Origin of the sequence: Blautia glucerasea, assembly GCF_013304385.1 — a bacterium.
Lineage (GTDB): Bacteria > Bacillota > Clostridia > Lachnospirales > Lachnospiraceae > Blautia_A > Blautia_A ammoniilytica.
The window spans coordinates 25,158-41,361 of the sequence record NZ_JAAITU010000024.1 but is presented as its reverse complement, the minus strand read 5'-3'; the positions used below and the strand labels follow the sequence as shown (position 1 = coordinate 41,361).

21 protein-coding genes are annotated in these 16,204 nt (G+C 41.8%); 20 read left to right on the top strand and 1 reads right to left on the bottom strand.

The features are described from left to right. Nucleotides 1–58: 58 nt before the first annotated feature. The 20 genes from rplU to G5B11_RS10500 all read left to right on the top strand — a co-directional run bounded on the left by rplU (nt 59) and on the right by G5B11_RS10500 (nt 15,574). Complete coding sequence (rplU, locus tag G5B11_RS10595; RefSeq protein WP_158420957.1) at nt 59–364, top strand: 50S ribosomal protein L21; 306 nt, start codon at nt 59–61, stop codon at nt 362–364. 12 nt (nt 365–376) lie between these two features. Beyond that, complete coding sequence (locus tag G5B11_RS10590; protein ID WP_158420958.1) at nt 377–700, top strand: ribosomal-processing cysteine protease Prp; 324 nt, start codon at nt 377–379, stop codon at nt 698–700. A gap of 5 nt (nt 701–705) precedes the next feature. Next, the gene (gene rpmA, locus G5B11_RS10585; protein WP_005422790.1) at nt 706–993 is read left to right on the top strand and encodes a 50S ribosomal protein L27; all 288 of its coding nucleotides are present in this window, start codon (nt 706–708) and stop codon (nt 991–993) included. A 78-nt stretch (nt 994–1,071) separates the two neighbouring features. Then, the gene (obgE, locus tag G5B11_RS10580) at nt 1,072–2,364 is read left to right on the top strand and encodes a GTPase ObgE (RefSeq protein ID WP_173728059.1); all 1,293 of its coding nucleotides are present in this window, start codon (nt 1,072–1,074) and stop codon (nt 2,362–2,364) included. 19 nt (nt 2,365–2,383) lie between these two features. Beyond that, on the top strand, nt 2,384–2,680 hold the full coding sequence (yhbY, locus tag G5B11_RS10575) for a ribosome assembly RNA-binding protein YhbY (RefSeq protein WP_173728057.1): 297 nt from the start codon (nt 2,384–2,386) through the stop codon (nt 2,678–2,680). 30 nt (nt 2,681–2,710) lie between these two features. Next, complete coding sequence (gene nadD, locus G5B11_RS10570) at nt 2,711–3,370, top strand: nicotinate-nucleotide adenylyltransferase (RefSeq protein WP_173728055.1); 660 nt, start codon at nt 2,711–2,713, stop codon at nt 3,368–3,370. Next, nucleotides 3,360–3,953 carry a bis(5'-nucleosyl)-tetraphosphatase (symmetrical) YqeK gene (gene yqeK, locus G5B11_RS10565; protein ID WP_173728100.1) on the top strand — a complete coding sequence of 198 codons (594 nt, stop codon included), beginning with the start codon at nt 3,360–3,362 and terminating at the stop codon, nt 3,951–3,953. Before nadD ends, yqeK begins: the two co-directional genes overlap by 11 nt. Then, nucleotides 3,950–4,306 carry a ribosome silencing factor gene (gene rsfS, locus G5B11_RS10560; RefSeq protein ID WP_158420962.1) on the top strand — a complete coding sequence of 119 codons (357 nt, stop codon included), beginning with the start codon at nt 3,950–3,952 and terminating at the stop codon, nt 4,304–4,306. The genes yqeK and rsfS overlap by 4 nt, the downstream gene beginning before the upstream one ends. A gap of 137 nt (nt 4,307–4,443) precedes the next feature. Beyond that, nucleotides 4,444–5,064: a transcriptional repressor LexA gene (gene lexA, locus G5B11_RS10555; protein ID WP_158420963.1), complete on the top strand. Its 621-nt coding sequence runs from the start codon at nt 4,444–4,446 to the stop codon at nt 5,062–5,064. A 261-nt stretch (nt 5,065–5,325) separates the two neighbouring features. Beyond that, nucleotides 5,326–6,783 carry an HlyD family efflux transporter periplasmic adaptor subunit gene (locus tag G5B11_RS10550; RefSeq protein ID WP_244092980.1) on the top strand — a complete coding sequence of 486 codons (1,458 nt, stop codon included), beginning with the start codon at nt 5,326–5,328 and terminating at the stop codon, nt 6,781–6,783. Nucleotides 6,784–6,802: 19 nt separating this feature from the next. After that, the gene (locus G5B11_RS10545; protein WP_158420964.1) at nt 6,803–7,501 is read left to right on the top strand and encodes a YggS family pyridoxal phosphate-dependent enzyme; all 699 of its coding nucleotides are present in this window, start codon (nt 6,803–6,805) and stop codon (nt 7,499–7,501) included. 14 nt (nt 7,502–7,515) lie between these two features. Further along, on the top strand, nt 7,516–8,163 hold the full coding sequence (locus G5B11_RS10540) for a cell division protein SepF (RefSeq protein WP_173728053.1): 648 nt from the start codon (nt 7,516–7,518) through the stop codon (nt 8,161–8,163). 21 nt (nt 8,164–8,184) lie between these two features. Beyond that, a complete protein-coding gene (locus G5B11_RS10535) occupies nt 8,185–8,937 on the top strand; it encodes a YlmH family RNA-binding protein (protein WP_173728050.1) in 753 nt (250 codons plus the stop codon). A gap of 10 nt (nt 8,938–8,947) precedes the next feature. Continuing rightward, nucleotides 8,948–10,039: a 3-dehydroquinate synthase gene (aroB, locus tag G5B11_RS10530; protein ID WP_173728048.1), complete on the top strand. Its 1,092-nt coding sequence runs from the start codon at nt 8,948–8,950 to the stop codon at nt 10,037–10,039. Continuing rightward, nucleotides 10,036–10,584, top strand: a complete 549-nt coding sequence (gene lspA, locus G5B11_RS10525; RefSeq protein ID WP_173728046.1) for a signal peptidase II — start codon at nt 10,036–10,038, stop codon at nt 10,582–10,584. The genes aroB and lspA overlap by 4 nt, the downstream gene beginning before the upstream one ends. A 49-nt stretch (nt 10,585–10,633) precedes the next feature. Continuing rightward, complete coding sequence (locus tag G5B11_RS10520; protein ID WP_173728043.1) at nt 10,634–11,548, top strand: RluA family pseudouridine synthase; 915 nt, start codon at nt 10,634–10,636, stop codon at nt 11,546–11,548. Nucleotides 11,549–11,614: 66 nt separating this feature from the next. Next, the gene (locus G5B11_RS10515; RefSeq protein ID WP_158420970.1) at nt 11,615–12,253 is read left to right on the top strand and encodes a cytidylate kinase-like family protein; all 639 of its coding nucleotides are present in this window, start codon (nt 11,615–11,617) and stop codon (nt 12,251–12,253) included. Between the two features lie 78 nt (nt 12,254–12,331). After that, complete coding sequence (locus tag G5B11_RS10510) at nt 12,332–13,783, top strand: AI-2E family transporter (RefSeq protein ID WP_173728041.1); 1,452 nt, start codon at nt 12,332–12,334, stop codon at nt 13,781–13,783. A gap of 57 nt (nt 13,784–13,840) precedes the next feature. After that, nucleotides 13,841–14,287, top strand: coding sequence for a D-aminoacyl-tRNA deacylase (gene dtd / locus G5B11_RS10505; RefSeq protein WP_158420972.1), 447 nt, complete (start codon nt 13,841–13,843; stop codon nt 14,285–14,287). 135 nt (nt 14,288–14,422) lie between these two features. Continuing rightward, entirely contained in the window at nt 14,423–15,574 is a 1,152-nt protein-coding gene (locus G5B11_RS10500) for a tyrosine-type recombinase/integrase (RefSeq protein ID WP_244092979.1), read from the top strand. 198 nt (nt 15,575–15,772) lie between these two features. Here G5B11_RS10500 and G5B11_RS10495 read toward each other — a convergent pair whose 3' ends face one another. Then, a complete protein-coding gene (locus G5B11_RS10495; RefSeq protein WP_158420973.1) occupies nt 15,773–16,192 on the bottom strand; it encodes a twitching motility protein PilT in 420 nt (139 codons plus the stop codon). Nucleotides 16,193–16,204: the final 12 nt, after the last annotated feature.

The window sequence follows — 16,204 nt, the reverse complement described above, 5'->3', positions numbered from 1 at the left end:
TTCTGCTTTATACAGAGGCCACCATATTTGGCGAGTAATGTTATAGGAGGTGCCACAGATGTACGCAATTATTGCAACAGGTGGTAAACAGTACAAAGTTGCTGAAGGCGACGTAATCAGAGTTGAGAAGCTCGGAGTTGAAGCTGGTGAGACCGTTACTTTTGACAATGTTATTGCTGTCAGCAATGACGGAATGAAAGTAGGCGAGGCTGTGAAAGATGCCAGTGTTACCGCTTCTGTAGTTGAGAACGGAAAGGCTAGAAAAGTCATCGTTTACAAGTACAAAAGAAAAACTGGATATCACAAGAAAAACGGTCACAGACAGCAGTACACCAAAGTTAAGATCGAAAAGATTAATGGTTAATCTGGTGTCATTATGATCACAATTACAGTTAAAAAGAGAAATGATTCATATATAGAGTTTCGTTCCAGCGGACACGCAGGTTATGCCCAAAGCGGGCAGGATATTGTATGTGCTGCCGTTTCAGCACTGATCATCAATACTGTTAATTCCCTGGAGACTTTTACAAAGGAGAAGTTTCAGGCGAAAGACAAAGATGGATATGTATCCATTATATTTGAACAGAGCCCAAACACTCCAGAGGGAAAACTTCTTATGGATTCATTGATTCTCGGTTTAACGGAAATTGAGCATAATTATAACAATCGATATTTGACATTAAAAGTCAAGGAGGTGTAACAACGATGATGAAAATGAACCTTCAGTTATTCGCACATAAAAAAGGAGTTGGTTCCACAAAGAACGGCCGTGATTCCGAGTCTAAGAGATTAGGTGCGAAGAGAGCAGACGGACAGTTTGTTAAAGCTGGCAACATTCTTTACAGACAGCGTGGAACAAAGATTCACCCAGGTGAAAACGTTGGCTGCGGTAAAGACTATACATTATTTGCACTGACCGACGGTGTTGTAAGATTCACCAGAAAGGGTCGTGACAAGAAGCAGGTTTCTATCGTTCCGGTAGAGGCAGAGTAATTATAGGTAGCAGAAGGCTTCAAATCTGTCATGGGTTTGGAGCCTTTTCTTTCATAATAATAAAAATAGGAGTATTCTATGTTTGCAGACAGAGCAACGATCATCATCCGTTCCGGTAAGGGCGGTGATGGACATGTAAGCTTCCGCAGAGAGAAATATGTTCCGGACGGCGGCCCAGATGGGGGCGATGGCGGAAACGGCGGAGATGTAATATTTGAAATAGATGAGGGACAGAATACCCTGGGCGATTACAGACACAAAAGGAAATATAAAGCCGGTGACGGTGAAGAGGGCGGAAAGAAACGCTGCCACGGATCCAATGGTAATGACGTTGTTCTGAAGGTTCCGGAAGGAACTGTGATCATGGATGCACAGTCCGGCAAGGTCATTGCTGATATGTCTGGTGAAAACAGACGCCAGGTTGTATTAAAAGGTGGCCATGGAGGTAAAGGGAACCAGCATTATGCCACACCTACCATGCAAGTGCCAAAGTATGCACAGCCAGGACAGCCAGCCCAGGAACTGGAGGTCCTTCTGGAGCTTAAGGTGATTGCAGATGTGGGACTTGTAGGATTTCCAAATGTAGGGAAATCCACCTTCCTTTCCCGGGTTACAAATGCCCGGCCTAAGATCGCTAATTACCATTTTACTACGCTTAGCCCTAATCTTGGTGTTGTAGACACAGAGAATGGGGGATTTATTATTGCGGATATTCCAGGATTGATCGAAGGCGCATCGGAAGGAGTGGGACTGGGACATGAGTTCCTCCGTCACATTGAACGTACCCGTGTGATCATCCATATTGTGGATGCTGCATCTACGGAAGGCAGAGATCCGGTAGAGGATATTTATAAGATCAATACGGAACTGGAGGCTTACAACCAGGAAATTGCTTCCAGACCCCAGGTGATCGCAGCTAATAAGATTGACTGTATCTACAATAACGAAGAAGAGGATCCTATCCAGCGTCTGAAGCAGGAATTTGAGCCAAAGGGGATCAAGGTATATCCGATTTCTGCTGTGACCGGCCAGGGAGTACGGGAACTTCTTTTCCACGTAAAAGAGCTTCTGGATGCCTGCCCGCGGAAATCTATTGTGTTTGAGCAGGAATTCTTCCCTGAGGATGCACTTGTGGCAGAAAATCTTCCATTTACTGTGGAAGCAGATCCTGAGGATTCTTCTGTATTTATCGTGGAAGGCCCACGTATTGAGAAAATGCTGGGCTACACCAATCTGGACTCAGAGAAAGGTTTTGCTTTCTTCCAGAAATTCCTGAAAGAAGGCGGTATTTTGGAAGAACTGGAAAAAGCCGGAATACAAGACGGAGATACTGTACGTATGTATGGTTTTGAATTTGATTATTATAAATAATATTCAGGGAGGAGCAAAGATGACAACAAAGCAAAGAGCATATCTGAAAAGTCTTGCTATGACAATGACACCTATTCTTCAGCTGGGTAAGGGCGGCCTTACTCCCCAGAATACAGCTGCTGTAGAAGAGGCTCTTGCGGCCAGGGAACTGATCAAGATCAGCGTCCTGCAGAACTGCATGGAAGACCCAAAAGAAATGGCACAGGTTCTTTCTGAACGTACCCATTCCCAAGTGGTACAGGTGATCGGTAAGAAAATCGTTTTATATAGAGAAGGCAAAGACGATAAGAAGAAGATCGTCCTTCCTGGCAAATAAATTTTTAAGTTTTTTCTGGAGGTCTGACAGATGGAGTGCAAAAGAAAGCGGATCGGTATTATGGGCGGCACCTTTGATCCTATCCATATGGGGCATCTGATCCTTGGTGAAAAAGCATACGAACAGTTTTCACTGGATCAGGTACTTTTCATGCCGGCAGGTAATCCTCCCCATAAGCGGAACCGTGCAGGAAGAGCCAGTGATGAACAACGGGTGGAAATGGTCCGTCGTGCCATTAACGGAAATCCTCACTTTGCTTTATCTCTTATTGAAATGAATGAAGAAGGGTATACTTATACTTATCGGACTCTGGAAAATCTGAAAAAAGAACATCCGGATACAGATTATTACTTTATCATTGGGGCCGATTCACTTTTTTCTTTTGAAACCTGGATGGAGCCGGGGCGGATCTGTCAAGCCTGTACGCTGGTGGTTGCTGTAAGAAATCATATGCCGACCACGAAGCTGTGCATGGAAGTGGAACGGCTTACCAATAAATACCAGGGCTGTTTTCTTCTGCTGGACATGATGAACATTGATGTTTCCAGCCAGCTCCTGCGCCAGTGGTGCAGGGAAGATAAGAGTCTGCGGTATTATGCGCCGGATTCGGTAATCTCTTATATAGAAGAGAACCATATTTATCACAGAGGTGATGAGATTGAAGAAAGAAGTAAAAACCATGGAATATGATTTTGGCAAAATAGAAAAAAAACTGGCAAAGTATCTTGATCAGCCAAGGTTTTTGCATACGATGGGTGTGATGTACACCAGTGCAAGCCTTGCCATGGTTCACGACTGTGATCTGCAAAAAGCACAGGTTGCGGGATTGCTCCATGATTGTGCCAAATGCATTCCCAACAAAAAGAAATTAAAGCTTTGCAGTAAAAATAAAATTCCTGTAACAGATTTTGAAAAGGTACACCCTTTTTTGCTGCATGCCAAACTTGGTGCATACATTGCCAGAGAAAAGTATCATATTACAGATCCTGAAATATTGTCAGCCATTACATGGCATACCACTGGAAAGCCGGAAATGACTCTTCTGGAAAAAATTGTCTACATTGCGGACTATATAGAACCTTTGCGTGATAAGGCACCTAATCTTCCCAAAATCCGTAAGATGGCATTCCAGGATCTGGATGCATGTATGTATGAAATTTTGAAAGATACCCTCGCCTATCTGGACACAGACCCGGATGCTATTGATGAAATGTCCAGAAAAGCCTTTATCTATTATAATGATTTACAGAAAGGAAAGGTGCAGACTAAATGACTACAGAAAAGCAGATGGCACAGCTTGTATGCCGTGCATTAGATGAAAAAAAGGGACGTGACATCAAGGTGATCGATATACATGATGTTTCCGTTATCGCAGATTATTTTGTAATTGCCAGTGGCTCCAACCAGAACCAGGTACAGGCAATGGTAGATAATGTAGAAGAGCAGCTTGGCCGTGCCGGCTTTGAGCCTAAGCAGGTAGAAGGAGTGCGCAATTCCAGCTGGATCCTTATGGATTATGGCGATGTGATCGTTCATGTATTTGATGAGGAGAATCGTCTTTTCTATGATCTGGAAAGAATCTGGCGTGATGGCAAAACTTTGGATATGGAAGAGTTTTTGAAATAAAGAGCCCCAATTATTACGAACGTATTTTCCGAATATCTGTTTGCTTTTAATGAAGATTTGTGGTATGATAAAGAAAAATACAGTAACTGGGAAGATACTGAACAGTTACACAGCACGTAATTGATGGAGGTATCCTTATGGCATATGGCAAAATCAGTAAGAAACAGCAGGAAATACTTGATTATATAAAGAATGAGATCCTGAACCGTGGTTTTCCCCCCGCAGTTCGTGAGATCTGTGAGGCGGTTAATCTGAAGTCTACTTCTTCCGTACATGCTCATCTGGAGGCACTGGAGAAGAACGGTTACATCCGCAGAGATGCCACCAAGCCCAGAGCGATTGAGATCATAGACGACAATTTTAATCTAGTACGCAGAGAAGTTGTGAATGTTCCCCTGATCGGTACAGTTGCTGCAGGGCAGCCGATCCTTGCAGTAGAGAATATTGAGGGATATTTTCCTATCCCGGCAGAGATTATGCCAAATGCCCAGAGTTTTATGTTGAAAGTTAAGGGAGAAAGTATGGTCAATGCAGGTATCCTTGATGGTGATCAGGTACTTGTAAAGCAGCAGCCGACCGCATCTAATGGAGATATTGTAGTAGCTCTTGTGGATGATTCTGCCACTGTAAAGACTTTCTACAAAGAGAACGGCTATTATCGTCTTCAGCCTGAGAATGACTCTATGGATCCTATTATCATTCATGGTGATATCCAGATTCTTGGCAAGGTTTTTGGCGTATTCCGTGTCTTCCAGTAATCAAGGGGTTCCGCAGTCAGTTTTTGTGTCCTGACTCCATAACACCAGGGCTGCTTTCTATGCATCATCAGGAAAGCGGTCCTGGTATTATTTATACCATAGTAATTGACATAATATAATTATGAGCAACCACGACTGATTACTGTACTTCAAATAAAATATGGAGTTCCTGTGAACTTTCTTCAACGCCTTGTTTTTGTCCGGGAAAAATGATACAATATTTCGGAATGAAATCAGAGAAGAGAAAAAGGAGGCATTTTTTTGCCTAATCAGAATCAGAATTTTCCCCACAAAATCACAGAGCATCTTATAAAACTGAGAAAAATATTCAGTCTGAATATAGGAACAGCTATTTTTGGCGTGCTTTTTCTATATATGATCGTCAGTGCATTTATGTATCTTACATCGTCCCATATCGAATCCTATCAGGTGTCTTCCGGACCGCTTTCAAGGAATGAGACTTATACAGGACTTTCCTTGCGAGAAGAAAGTGTATGTAAGGCAGATTCCGGAGGATATGTGAATTATTATGCCAGAGAGGGCAGTAAGATCAATGCCGGCGGTGCTGTATATGGATTGAGTTCTACCAAGGTTCCGGAATCTACGGTATCCCTCAGAGCAGAAGAGCTGTCTAATATCCGTAGTGATATGTTAAGTTTTTCCAAAAGCTTTTCCCCAAGTAAATTTAATTCTACATATAGTTTCAAATATCAGCTGGAGGGCGAGATCCTTCAGTATGCAGGAGTCACACAAGAGACATCCGTTGCTGCAGTAACAGATGAATATGGCAATGTGGTCAGCGATTCCTCCGCTCAGGTAGTGACCCTTGGAAATCAGAATATCAGCAAGGCACCGGCAGATGGAATCATTCTTTATGCCAAAGATGGTTATGAAGGCAAAACAGTTGATGAACTGACTGCAGAAGATTTTAACCAGAATTCCTACCAAGAAACGGACCTGAAGACACAAAGCCAGGTGAAAACCGGCGATCCGGTATATACTATTATTACAGATGAAAGATGGAGCCTGCTGATACCTCTTAGCGAGAAACAGGCAGTGAAGCTTGCGGACCGGACAGCTATCCGTGTGAAATTTCTGAAGGATGATAATACTCAGACAGGTGATTTTTCCATTATCACCATTGATGGGAGCAATTACGGGAAGATTGATTTCAGTAAGGGATTGATCCGTTATGCATCAGAGCGTTTTCTGGATATAGAGCTTGTGACTAATACTAACAGTGGGCTGAAGATCCCTCTTACATCCATTGTTTCTAAGGAATTTTATACAGTTCCTGCTATTTATGCTACAAGGAATGAAGACAGCTCTGACATTGGGTTTATGCTTGCAGATAAAAATAAAGAGGGTAAAGATGTAACCACCTTTGTAACTCCACGTATTTATGCAAGACTGGCAGATCCTGTGACGGATGATTCACAGGAAGTCACTTATACATATTATATTGACAAAAGCTCCTTCAAAGAAGGGGATGCCATATTGAAACCGGATTCTAAGGAGAAGTATATTATCGGCAGCACGGAAATGCTGGAAGGCGTATATTGCATTAACCAGGGGTATGCTGTGTTCCGCAGGGTAGAGATCATAGATCAGAATGAAGAATATGCCATTGTAGCCAAGGATACGGATTACGGTCTGGTACGATACGATCATATTGTGAAGGATGCTTCAAAAGTAAAGGAAGAAGATATACTTTATTAAAGCAGGAGGAGGCTTATAGATGTTAGCAGATAATTACAGACAGGTTCTTAATAATATTCAGGATGCCTGCCAGGCTGTAGGAAGAGATCCTAAGGAAGTAACACTGGTGGCAGTAAGCAAAACAAAGCCTGTAGAAATGCTTCAGCAGGTTTACGATGCAGGAGCCAGAGTGTTTGGTGAAAATAAAGTTCAAGAGATTATGGACAAATATGATCATTTACCAGGAGATATCCGCTGGCAGATGATTGGCCATCTTCAGCGGAATAAAGTAAAATATATTGTAGATAAGGTTGACATGATTCATTCCGTAGATTCCTATCGTCTTGCACAGACTATTGAAACAGAAGCTGCTAAGAAAAATGTTACTGTTTCCGTGCTCTTGGAAGTAAATGTTGCAGAGGAAGAAAGCAAATTCGGCCTGAAAATGGATGAGGTATTGCCTCTTGTACAACAGATTTCAGAATTGCCCCATGTTCAGGTAAAAGGGCTTATGACCATTGCACCTTTTGTTTCAAATCCAGAGGATAACAGGGAAATTTTTCGCAAATTAAAAAAATTAAGTGTTGACATTGAAGCCAAAAACATTAATAATACTACTATGAGTGTCCTGAGTATGGGTATGACCGGTGATTATATGGTTGCTGTACAGGAGGGCGCCACCATGGTGCGTGTAGGAACAGGCATTTTTGGTGAAAGGGATTATTCAGCAGATAAGTAAGATTGGAGATTAAAATGGGCGTTTTAGATAAATTTTTAGATGCGATCAAGTTAAATGATGATTACGATGATGATGAATTTCTGGATGAAGATCTGGATGGGGCAGATGATGATGATGATTTCCTTGATGATGAAGAGGAAGCACGTCCCAAGAAGAAGTTCTTTGAGAAGTTTACAAAGAAGAAATCATCAGATGATGAATTTGACGAATTCGAGGATTTTGATGATGCACCTGCCAAAAGTCCTGTAAAGGCAGCCGCAGCCACTAAAGCTGCTCCTGCAAAGCAGACAGAGAAGGCAGACAAACCGGTTCGTTCTACCGCACCATCCTCCAAGATTACACCTATGAGAAGCAGCCGCAGATCCGGGCAGTCCCAGAATGTTGAAGTATGTGTGATCAAGCCATCCTCTATGGAAGATACCAGGGAGATTGCAGACACACTTCTGGACAATTCTACCGTGATCCTGAATCTGGAGGGTATTGATGTAGAGCTTGCACAGAGGATTATCGATTTCGCTTCCGGTGCCTGCTATTCTTTAAATGGCAGCCTTCAGAAGATTTCAAGTTATATTTTTGTACTTGGACCGTATAATGTAGATATTACAGGTGATCTCCAGAATATTTTAGGAGGATCTGTTCCTTCCGTAAGAGCAGGTTATTAATAAGAACAGGTATTCATTCAAATGGAAAAAGATGAATTTTTACTTAAGAGAATCCGTGAACTGGCAAAGCTGTCCTATCAGCGTGATATCGTCACTTTTTCGGATTTTCTTAATTTAAACGAACAGAATATGGTGCATAGCCAAAAACTCCAGGAGTTGGGCGTTATAGTGGAGTTTTACGGTGGCTATGAGAATGCTGAGCGTCAGATGGTTGCTTTTCACCCTGATGCTCTTATGTTTCAGTGGGAATATCCGGTAGATTGTATCCGCATCACTCCTAAGGCTTTAAAGTTTTCAGAGGAATTAACCCATCGGGATTACCTTGGGGCGATCCTGAATCTTGGAGTAGACAGAAGTGTTGTTGGAGATATTCTTGTAGATGGCAATACTGCCTGGTTTTTCTGTCTGTCAAAAATGACCGGCTTTTTCCTTGAAAATCTGTGCAGAGTACGGCATACTACTGTTCTGGCAGAGAAGGTAGAGGATCCGGGATTGATGCCAAAGGCACATTTCCAGGAAATCCAGGGAACTTGTTCCTCAGTACGTCTGGATACGCTGATCGCTCTTGCTTTTGGAGCATCCCGCAGCAGCATGGTTTCTTATATAGAGGGAGGCCTTGTTTTTGTAAATGGCAAGCTGATCACATCCAACGGACATGAGCCGAAAGAGGGAGATATTATCTCTGTAAGAGGCAAAGGCCGTTTTATATACGATGGGATAGCCAGACAGACCAAGAAAGGTCGGAATAGTATTACGATTCGCAAGTATATATAATGGAGGTATTATGGCAGAAGAAAAATTACTTGTAAAAAGGAATGGCGATTTTCATTATCCCATTTATTTTGAAGAAGACTTTTCCAATCTTTCCCAGGTATTAAGGGATGAGCAGATGGAAGGAAGAAGGATCTGTGTTGTAGCTGATTCCAATACTGCTGCATTGTATGGAGAAGCAGTCCAAAAGGAACTGTCCATGGCAGCTGCAGAAGTTTTAATGTTTGTATTTTCAGCAGGGGAACCCAATAAAAACCTGGATACTGTAAAGGACTTGTACCGTTTTCTGATTCAGCATGAAATTGACAGAACAGGGATCCTGGCTGCTCTTGGCGGCGGTGTTACCGGGGATCTGACCGGCTTTGGTGCAGCCACATATCTTCGGGGCATTGATTTTATCCAGATTCCTACTACGCTTCTTGCACAGGTAGATAGCAGTGTAGGAGGTAAGACAGGTGTGGATTTTGAACAATACAAGAATATGGTAGGGGCTTTCCACCAGCCAAGACTGGTCTATATGAATCTTTCTACTTTGAAAACTCTTCCCCCCAGAGAGTTTAGCTGTGGGATGGGAGAAGTGATCAAAACAGGTCTGATCTGTGATAAGGATTTTTTTCAGTATGTACAGAATTGCCAGGCAAAGGTATCTCAGATGGATCTGGCAGTACTTGCTTCCATGGTTCGCAGATGCTGCAGCATCAAGGCAGGCGTGGTAGAGCGTGATCCCAGGGAAAAGGGAGAGCGTGCTTTACTTAATCTTGGGCATACCATTGGTCATGCAGTTGAGAAGCTGAAGGATTTTCAACTTCTTCACGGCCAGTGTGTAGGACTGGGATTGATCGCAGCCGGATATATTTCCATGCAGAGAGGACTTCTTACTGTCAGTGAATATGAACAGGTTTGCAGCTGCTGTGCATCCTATGGATTGCCGCTTACAGTTTCAGGACTTGATCCTGAGGAAGTATTATCTGCCACCAAAAAAGACAAGAAAATGGAACGGGGACATATTAAATTTATTTTTATGGATGGATTGGGTAAAACCTTTATTTCCACAGATCTTACAGATGAGGAAATGCTTGCCGGGATCCGGGAGATCTGTGTATGAAAGAACAGACACCTTTATTTTCAGGGAAAAAGGCTTTGCTTTTCTGGATTTTTCCTGTTCTTTTGCTTACGCTGATCGACCAGTTTACCAAGTATCTGTCCATTGTTTTCCTTAAAAATACCAATGGGAAGATTTTGATTCCCGGTGTTTTAGAGTTATCTTACGTTGAAAACCGCGGCATGGCATTTGGCATGCTTCAGGGGAAGATCCCTTTTCTTCTGATCATGTGTTTTTTCTTTCTTATACTTGCCCTGTATATTTATATCCGTATGCCCAAAACTGCCTATTATATTCCATTGATGGTGCTTGATATGGTGGTATTTGCCGGTGCGCTAGGCAATTTTGTGGATCGCTTTTTCAGAGGTTATGTAGTAGATTTTATTTATTTTTCTCTGATTGATTTTCCTACCTTTAATGTGGCGGATATTTATGTAGTCTGCGGAGGGATACTTACTGTATTGTTTGTGCTTTTTAAATATAAGGATGACAATGATTTTGCTTTTCTGAAATTAAAGTCAAAAACAAAGCATTCCCAAAACAGATGATCAGTAACATTTTAAGATAGCTCAGGAATATTGGGAAAAGGAGCAATGCATGAACAGTGTTACTTATTGCGTATCCGAAGAGGAATGTGGGCTTCGGATCGACCGTTATCTTGCAGAAAAAAATACAGATCTTTCCAGATCTTATATACAGAAACTGTTGAAGAACCAGGAAATTTCCGTAAATGGGATTCCGGTAAAGGCAAATTATAAGGTACAGCAGGAGGATCAGATCCTTCTTACCGTTCCGGAGCTGACAGAGCCGGATATTCTTCCTGAGGATATTCCACTGGACATCCTTTATGAGGATGAAGATCTGATGGTAGTAAATAAGCCTAAGGGAATGGTTGTGCATCCAAGTGCCGGTCATTTATCCGGTACTCTTGTAAATGCTATTTTATATCATTGTCATGGGCATCTGTCCGGGATCAATGGGATTATGCGGCCGGGTATCGTCCACAGGATCGATATGGACACCACAGGGGCCATCCTGGTATGTAAGAGTGATTTTGCCCATAAGGATCTTGCAGAGCAGTTAAAAGAGCATTCTATCAAAAGACGGTACCGGGCAATCGTCAGTGGAAACCTTAAAGAAGATACTGGCAGGATCGAAGGACCTATCGGGCGTCATCCCATTGACCGTAAGAAAATGGCCATTAATTACAAAAACGGCAAAGATGCAGTGACCCATTATCAGGTTCTGGAGCGTTTCGGAAATGCCACTTATGTGGAGTGCCGGCTGGAAACAGGACGTACACATCAGATCAGGGTACACATGGCAAGTAAGGGACATCCTCTTCTTGGAGATCAGGTTTACGGATCTGCTCGAAATCCATATCACCTTCAGGGGCAGGCGCTTCATGCCATGATCCTTGGATTTGTACATCCACGTACTGGTGAATATATGGAGTTTGAAGCACCACTGCCTGAATATTTTATAAAACTTTTGGAAAAATTAAGAAAATAGTTGGCACATTTGGCGAAATTGATGTATAATTGAGATAACAATTTATGCAGAAGGGAGTGGCTTAATATGAACAACAGCACAAGTTCAATTATAACCATCGGCCGTGAATATGGAAGTGCAGGCAGACAGATCGGACAGGAAGTTGCAAAATACTTCGGTATCAAATGTTACGACAAGGAGCTTCTTGAGCATGCAGCCAATGACAGCGGCATTTGTAAAGAATTATTTGAGAATCACGATGAGAAACCAACGAACAGTTTTCTCTATTCTCTGGTAATGGATACCTATTCATTTGGTTATTCTTCTGCTGGATTTACTGATATGCCTATGAACCACAAGGTTTTCCTTGCACAGTTTGAAGCCATTAAGAAGCTGGCTGGTGAGGGCCCCTGTGTTATGGTGGGAAGATGTGCAGATTATGCACTTGCAGATAATAATAACTGTTTCAGTGTATTTATACATGCAGACCTTGACTGGCGTATCAGCCGTATATCAGGCAAGTACAATAAGACCTTAAAAGAAGCAAAGGATATGATCAACAAAACAGATAAGAGCCGTGCCAGCTATTATAATTATTATACAAACAAGAAATGGGGCTCTGCAGCAGGCTATACCCTTTGTTTAGACAGTGGCAAGCTGGGGATCGAAGGAGCAGCTCAGGCTATTATTCAGACCGTTCAGGTCTTTGACCAGTGTAAGCAATAAGATTATAGACATGCAGGAGATGGCTGTCGCTGATGCGGCAGCCTTTTTAAAAGAGTTAGCGGAGGCATAAAGGAATATATGAAATTTCGTTGGGACAGCAGATATTTACGTTTGGGAGTGACAGCATTTGCAGTAGTTGCAGCAAGTATGCTTTTTTATTACGGAATTTTCCATATGGGGACTTTGATCTTAGGGATTCGGTATTTTATGGGGATCATGGCACCTATTATTTATGGTATTGCCATTGCCTTTTTAATGAGCCCTATCGTTAATTTTCTGGAACAGAAAGTGATTTATCCTGTTTTTCATAAAAAGGAGATTACACTGCAAAAAAAAGGACAGAAGGTGGTTCGCTGGATCTGTGTGATTCTTTGTGTCTGTTTTTTGTTTTTTGTAATTTACGCTCTTGTTATGATGATTCTTCCGGAATTGATCCGGAGTATCATGAATTTTATATACAGCTTTCCTGATTATGTGAATGCAGTAAGAAAATTCCTTGATTCCATTGTAGAAAAAGGCTGGGATCTGGATGGGAATACCTTTGATATTCTGAATCAGTCTTCCCAGAAGGCACAAAATTATCTTACTACCACCATACTTCCCCAGATGCAGGGGATGCTTAAAAATGTATCCGCAGGATTCTTTGACATTCTTACATTTTTAAAGAATTTTATAATCGGTGCTATTGTCTCTCTGTATCTGATGGCAGACAAAGAAAAGTTTGTAGCAAAAGGGAAGATGATCACTTATGGTTTATTTCCTTTAAAACAGGCAGATTTTATTATCCGCTCCATGCGTTTTACCAGTAAGACCTTTATCGGTTTTATCACAGGAAAGATCCTGGATTCTGCCATTATAGGGGTGTTATGCTATATTGGAACTACGCTTCTGGATATGCCTTATGCAACTTTGGTAAGTGTAGTGGTTGGTGTTACCAATGTTATCCCGTTTTTTGGTCCTTACCTGGGAGCCATTCCCTGTATTTTACTGATCCTGCTAGTGGATCCCATCAAGGCTTTGTACTTTGCCATATTTATTCTGGTATTACAGCAGTTTGACGGCAATATTCTTGGGCCAAAGATCCTTGGAGATTCCACAGGTCTGTCTAGTTTCATGGTGATCGTAGCCATTCTCATTGGCGGCGGTCTGTTTGGTATTCCAGGAATGATCATAGGAGTACCTGTATTTGCAGTGCTTTATGCAGCATGGGAAAAATTCCTGTTTCATTTGCTGGCAAGAAAGGATTTCCCACGGGATGAAAATACCTATATGAATATTGACCGGCTGAATCCTGAGACAAAAGAACCTGTCCAGTTCCCCGAAAAGCCTGCAAAGCCTAAAAAAACTCAAGCCAAAAGGAGAGGACCATCTTCCCGTTTCTGGGATATTGTATGGGAAGATCTTGTAAAGATATGGAAGCTATTATGTGCAGTGATAAAAATAGTCTATGCTAAAATATACTGTACATGTGTATCCGTAAAACGGCGTATTACCAAATGGTATCATGGTACGAAAAAGAACAGAAGATAATAACATACCGTAGAGATACCGGACTGCAGATATAGAACAGCAAAGGGGAGGAGCAGTATGAGACTGTTAATACAGCGTGTAAATCACGCAGAGGTAAAAGTAGACGAAAAGCTGGTAGGAAGCATTGGAAAAGGCCTGCTTGTGTTTGTAGGCGTAGGTAGGGAGGATACAAAGGAGATTGCAGATAAATATCTGAAAAAGCTGCTTGGTCTGCGTATTTTCCAGGACAGTGAAGGCAAAACAAATCTGTCATTAGCAGATGTGAAGGGAAGCCTTCTGATCGTTTCCCAGTTTACCTTGTATGCAAACTGCAAAAAAGGCAATCGTCCCAGCTTTATAGAATCCGGTGATCCGGATCAGGCAAAAGAACTTTATGAGCATATGATCCTTGAAGCAAGGAAGATTGTTCCTATAGTAGAAAATGGCATATTTGGTGCAGATATGAAAGTAAGCCTGGAAAACGACGGACCGTTTACCATTATTTTAGATGAAAAAATCATGTAAATATGGACTGGGGAAGTATTACATATTATTGCGTGAAATGCAGATTTTACGCAATAATATGTATGAAAAGCAGGCACCACTTCCGGATATCCAGTTTTTCAGCGTATGTATATATGTGTAACTGAGGTGTTTTTTATGAATGAATATACAGAATCCGTAAAAATAAATAATATACTCACTTTACGGGGGCTTCTGAAAAAGATGCCTCCGTTTTGCAGTGATTATTTACGCGGGATTGCCACATCCACATCACCAAGGACTCAAACCGGTTATTGCAGGGACATTTATACGTTTTTACAGTTTATTGTTTCCTGTAATCCCTTATATCAGTCCTGCCAGATCAAGGATATTCCTCTGCAGGTTCTTGAAGAACTGAATTCCTCTGATATTGATGAGTATATGGAATTTCTGAATTATTATGAATTTGATGGAATTGTATACAAAAATGGTGAATCTGCAAAAGCCAGGAAGCTGTCTGCACTAAGCAATATGTACAGCTTTTTTAATAAACGCCAGATCGTAAAGAATAATCCATTAAATGCAGTCAGACGTCCCAAGCTGCACGAAAAAGCGATCATTGCCCTTGACCAGGAACAGGTTTTCGATTTGATGGATGCTGTGGAAACCCCTAAAAACATGACTGACAGGCAAAAGAAATTCCATAATCTGACTGTGGATCGTGACCGTGCCATCCTTACCGCATTTTTAGGCACTGGCATGCGCGTTTCCGAGCTTGCTGGTCTTGACGTTACAGATGTGGACTTTAATAATCAGACATTCCGTGTAATACGGAAAGGTGGAAATGAGGCTTATATTTACTTTGGAGATGATATCCGGGACGCACTCTCCTATTATCTTGGCTATCCGGATGGATCATCTGATGTTGATTCCAATTCCAATACAGATACAGCAGGATCTGATAATGAAAACGCTGCAAATCTGGCTCAGGCACCCAGATCACTGCTTCTGAAAGAAGATAATCCGGATGAACCGGCACTCTTCCTTTCCCTTCGTGGGAACCGGATGGCTGTACGCAGTATTGAGGTTATGGTGAAGAAATACTGCACTATGATCAATACCAACAAAAGGATCACCCCTCACAAGCTGCGCAGCACCTACGGTACGGCACTTTACAGGGAAACAGGTGATATTTACCTAGTGGCAGAGGTTCTTGGCCATAAGGACGTAAATACCACCAAGAAACACTATGCCCAGATGAACAACGAGAATAAACGGCGTGCTGCCAATATTGTGCAGCTGAAAAAAGACAGAGATGCTGATGTGTAAACTACTGCATTATTTTACAACTAACATATGAAGCTGTACCTACCTATATTTATGGCAGCTGTACCTATATGGTATGGCAATATAAAAACCGCTGCAGAATCTGGATCACTCTTGAATGTGAGTCCCAAACCTGCAGCGGTTTAATTTAGCATTTTGTATTTTATACTTAATTAATTATATGTATAGCTTTGCAAATCCTTATAAAGCAACTGCAATCTTGTCCTGGAATGCTTCAGGAATTTCTTCTTTGTCAAGGGATATGCTGATGATAATAGATACTTTAAAGGCATTACCAATATCATCCAGCTGCTGAAGTGTGCTTGTAACATCTGCACCTTCAAGATTTGCAATTCTGAGGAAGCTGTCAAGATAGATCTGCTCAAGGTCATGATCCTGAGAAATAATCCCACAGATAAATCCTACAAATTCATCTGCATTTTTGATGGGATATGTTGTCACATTAATAAGACGAACCTTATTGTTCAGTTCATACATATGCTTAGTGCTTTTGTCTAAGTAGACGATGCTGCCATTAGCGTCTTTAACGGCGCCATTTACTCTGTCTAAAAGTACTTTTGTTTTGCCCTTGCCTTTCTTTCCTACAATCAGTTCAACCATGCTGTTTTCCTC

Coding starts and splice junctions, on each gene's coding strand:
- rplU (WP_158420957.1), top strand. CDS start 59: ATGTACGCAATTATTGCAACAGGTGGTAAACAGTACAAAGTTGCTGAA.
- G5B11_RS10590 (WP_158420958.1), top strand. CDS start 377: ATGATCACAATTACAGTTAAAAAGAGAAATGATTCATATATAGAGTTT.
- rpmA (WP_005422790.1), top strand. CDS start 706: ATGATGAAAATGAACCTTCAGTTATTCGCACATAAAAAAGGAGTTGGT.
- obgE (WP_173728059.1), top strand. CDS start 1,072: ATGTTTGCAGACAGAGCAACGATCATCATCCGTTCCGGTAAGGGCGGT.
- yhbY (WP_173728057.1), top strand. CDS start 2,384: ATGACAACAAAGCAAAGAGCATATCTGAAAAGTCTTGCTATGACAATG.
- nadD (WP_173728055.1), top strand. CDS start 2,711: ATGGAGTGCAAAAGAAAGCGGATCGGTATTATGGGCGGCACCTTTGAT.
- yqeK (WP_173728100.1), top strand. CDS start 3,360: ATGGAATATGATTTTGGCAAAATAGAAAAAAAACTGGCAAAGTATCTT.
- rsfS (WP_158420962.1), top strand. CDS start 3,950: ATGACTACAGAAAAGCAGATGGCACAGCTTGTATGCCGTGCATTAGAT.
- lexA (WP_158420963.1), top strand. CDS start 4,444: ATGGCATATGGCAAAATCAGTAAGAAACAGCAGGAAATACTTGATTAT.
- G5B11_RS10545 (WP_158420964.1), top strand. CDS start 6,803: ATGTTAGCAGATAATTACAGACAGGTTCTTAATAATATTCAGGATGCC.
- G5B11_RS10540 (WP_173728053.1), top strand. CDS start 7,516: ATGGGCGTTTTAGATAAATTTTTAGATGCGATCAAGTTAAATGATGAT.
- G5B11_RS10535 (WP_173728050.1), top strand. CDS start 8,185: ATGGAAAAAGATGAATTTTTACTTAAGAGAATCCGTGAACTGGCAAAG.
- aroB (WP_173728048.1), top strand. CDS start 8,948: ATGGCAGAAGAAAAATTACTTGTAAAAAGGAATGGCGATTTTCATTAT.
- lspA (WP_173728046.1), top strand. CDS start 10,036: ATGAAAGAACAGACACCTTTATTTTCAGGGAAAAAGGCTTTGCTTTTC.
- G5B11_RS10520 (WP_173728043.1), top strand. CDS start 10,634: ATGAACAGTGTTACTTATTGCGTATCCGAAGAGGAATGTGGGCTTCGG.
- G5B11_RS10515 (WP_158420970.1), top strand. CDS start 11,615: ATGAACAACAGCACAAGTTCAATTATAACCATCGGCCGTGAATATGGA.
- G5B11_RS10510 (WP_173728041.1), top strand. CDS start 12,332: ATGAAATTTCGTTGGGACAGCAGATATTTACGTTTGGGAGTGACAGCA.
- dtd (WP_158420972.1), top strand. CDS start 13,841: ATGAGACTGTTAATACAGCGTGTAAATCACGCAGAGGTAAAAGTAGAC.
- G5B11_RS10500 (WP_244092979.1), top strand. CDS start 14,423: ATGAATGAATATACAGAATCCGTAAAAATAAATAATATACTCACTTTA.
- G5B11_RS10495 (WP_158420973.1), bottom strand. CDS start 16,192: ATGGTTGAACTGATTGTAGGAAAGAAAGGCAAGGGCAAAACAAAAGTA.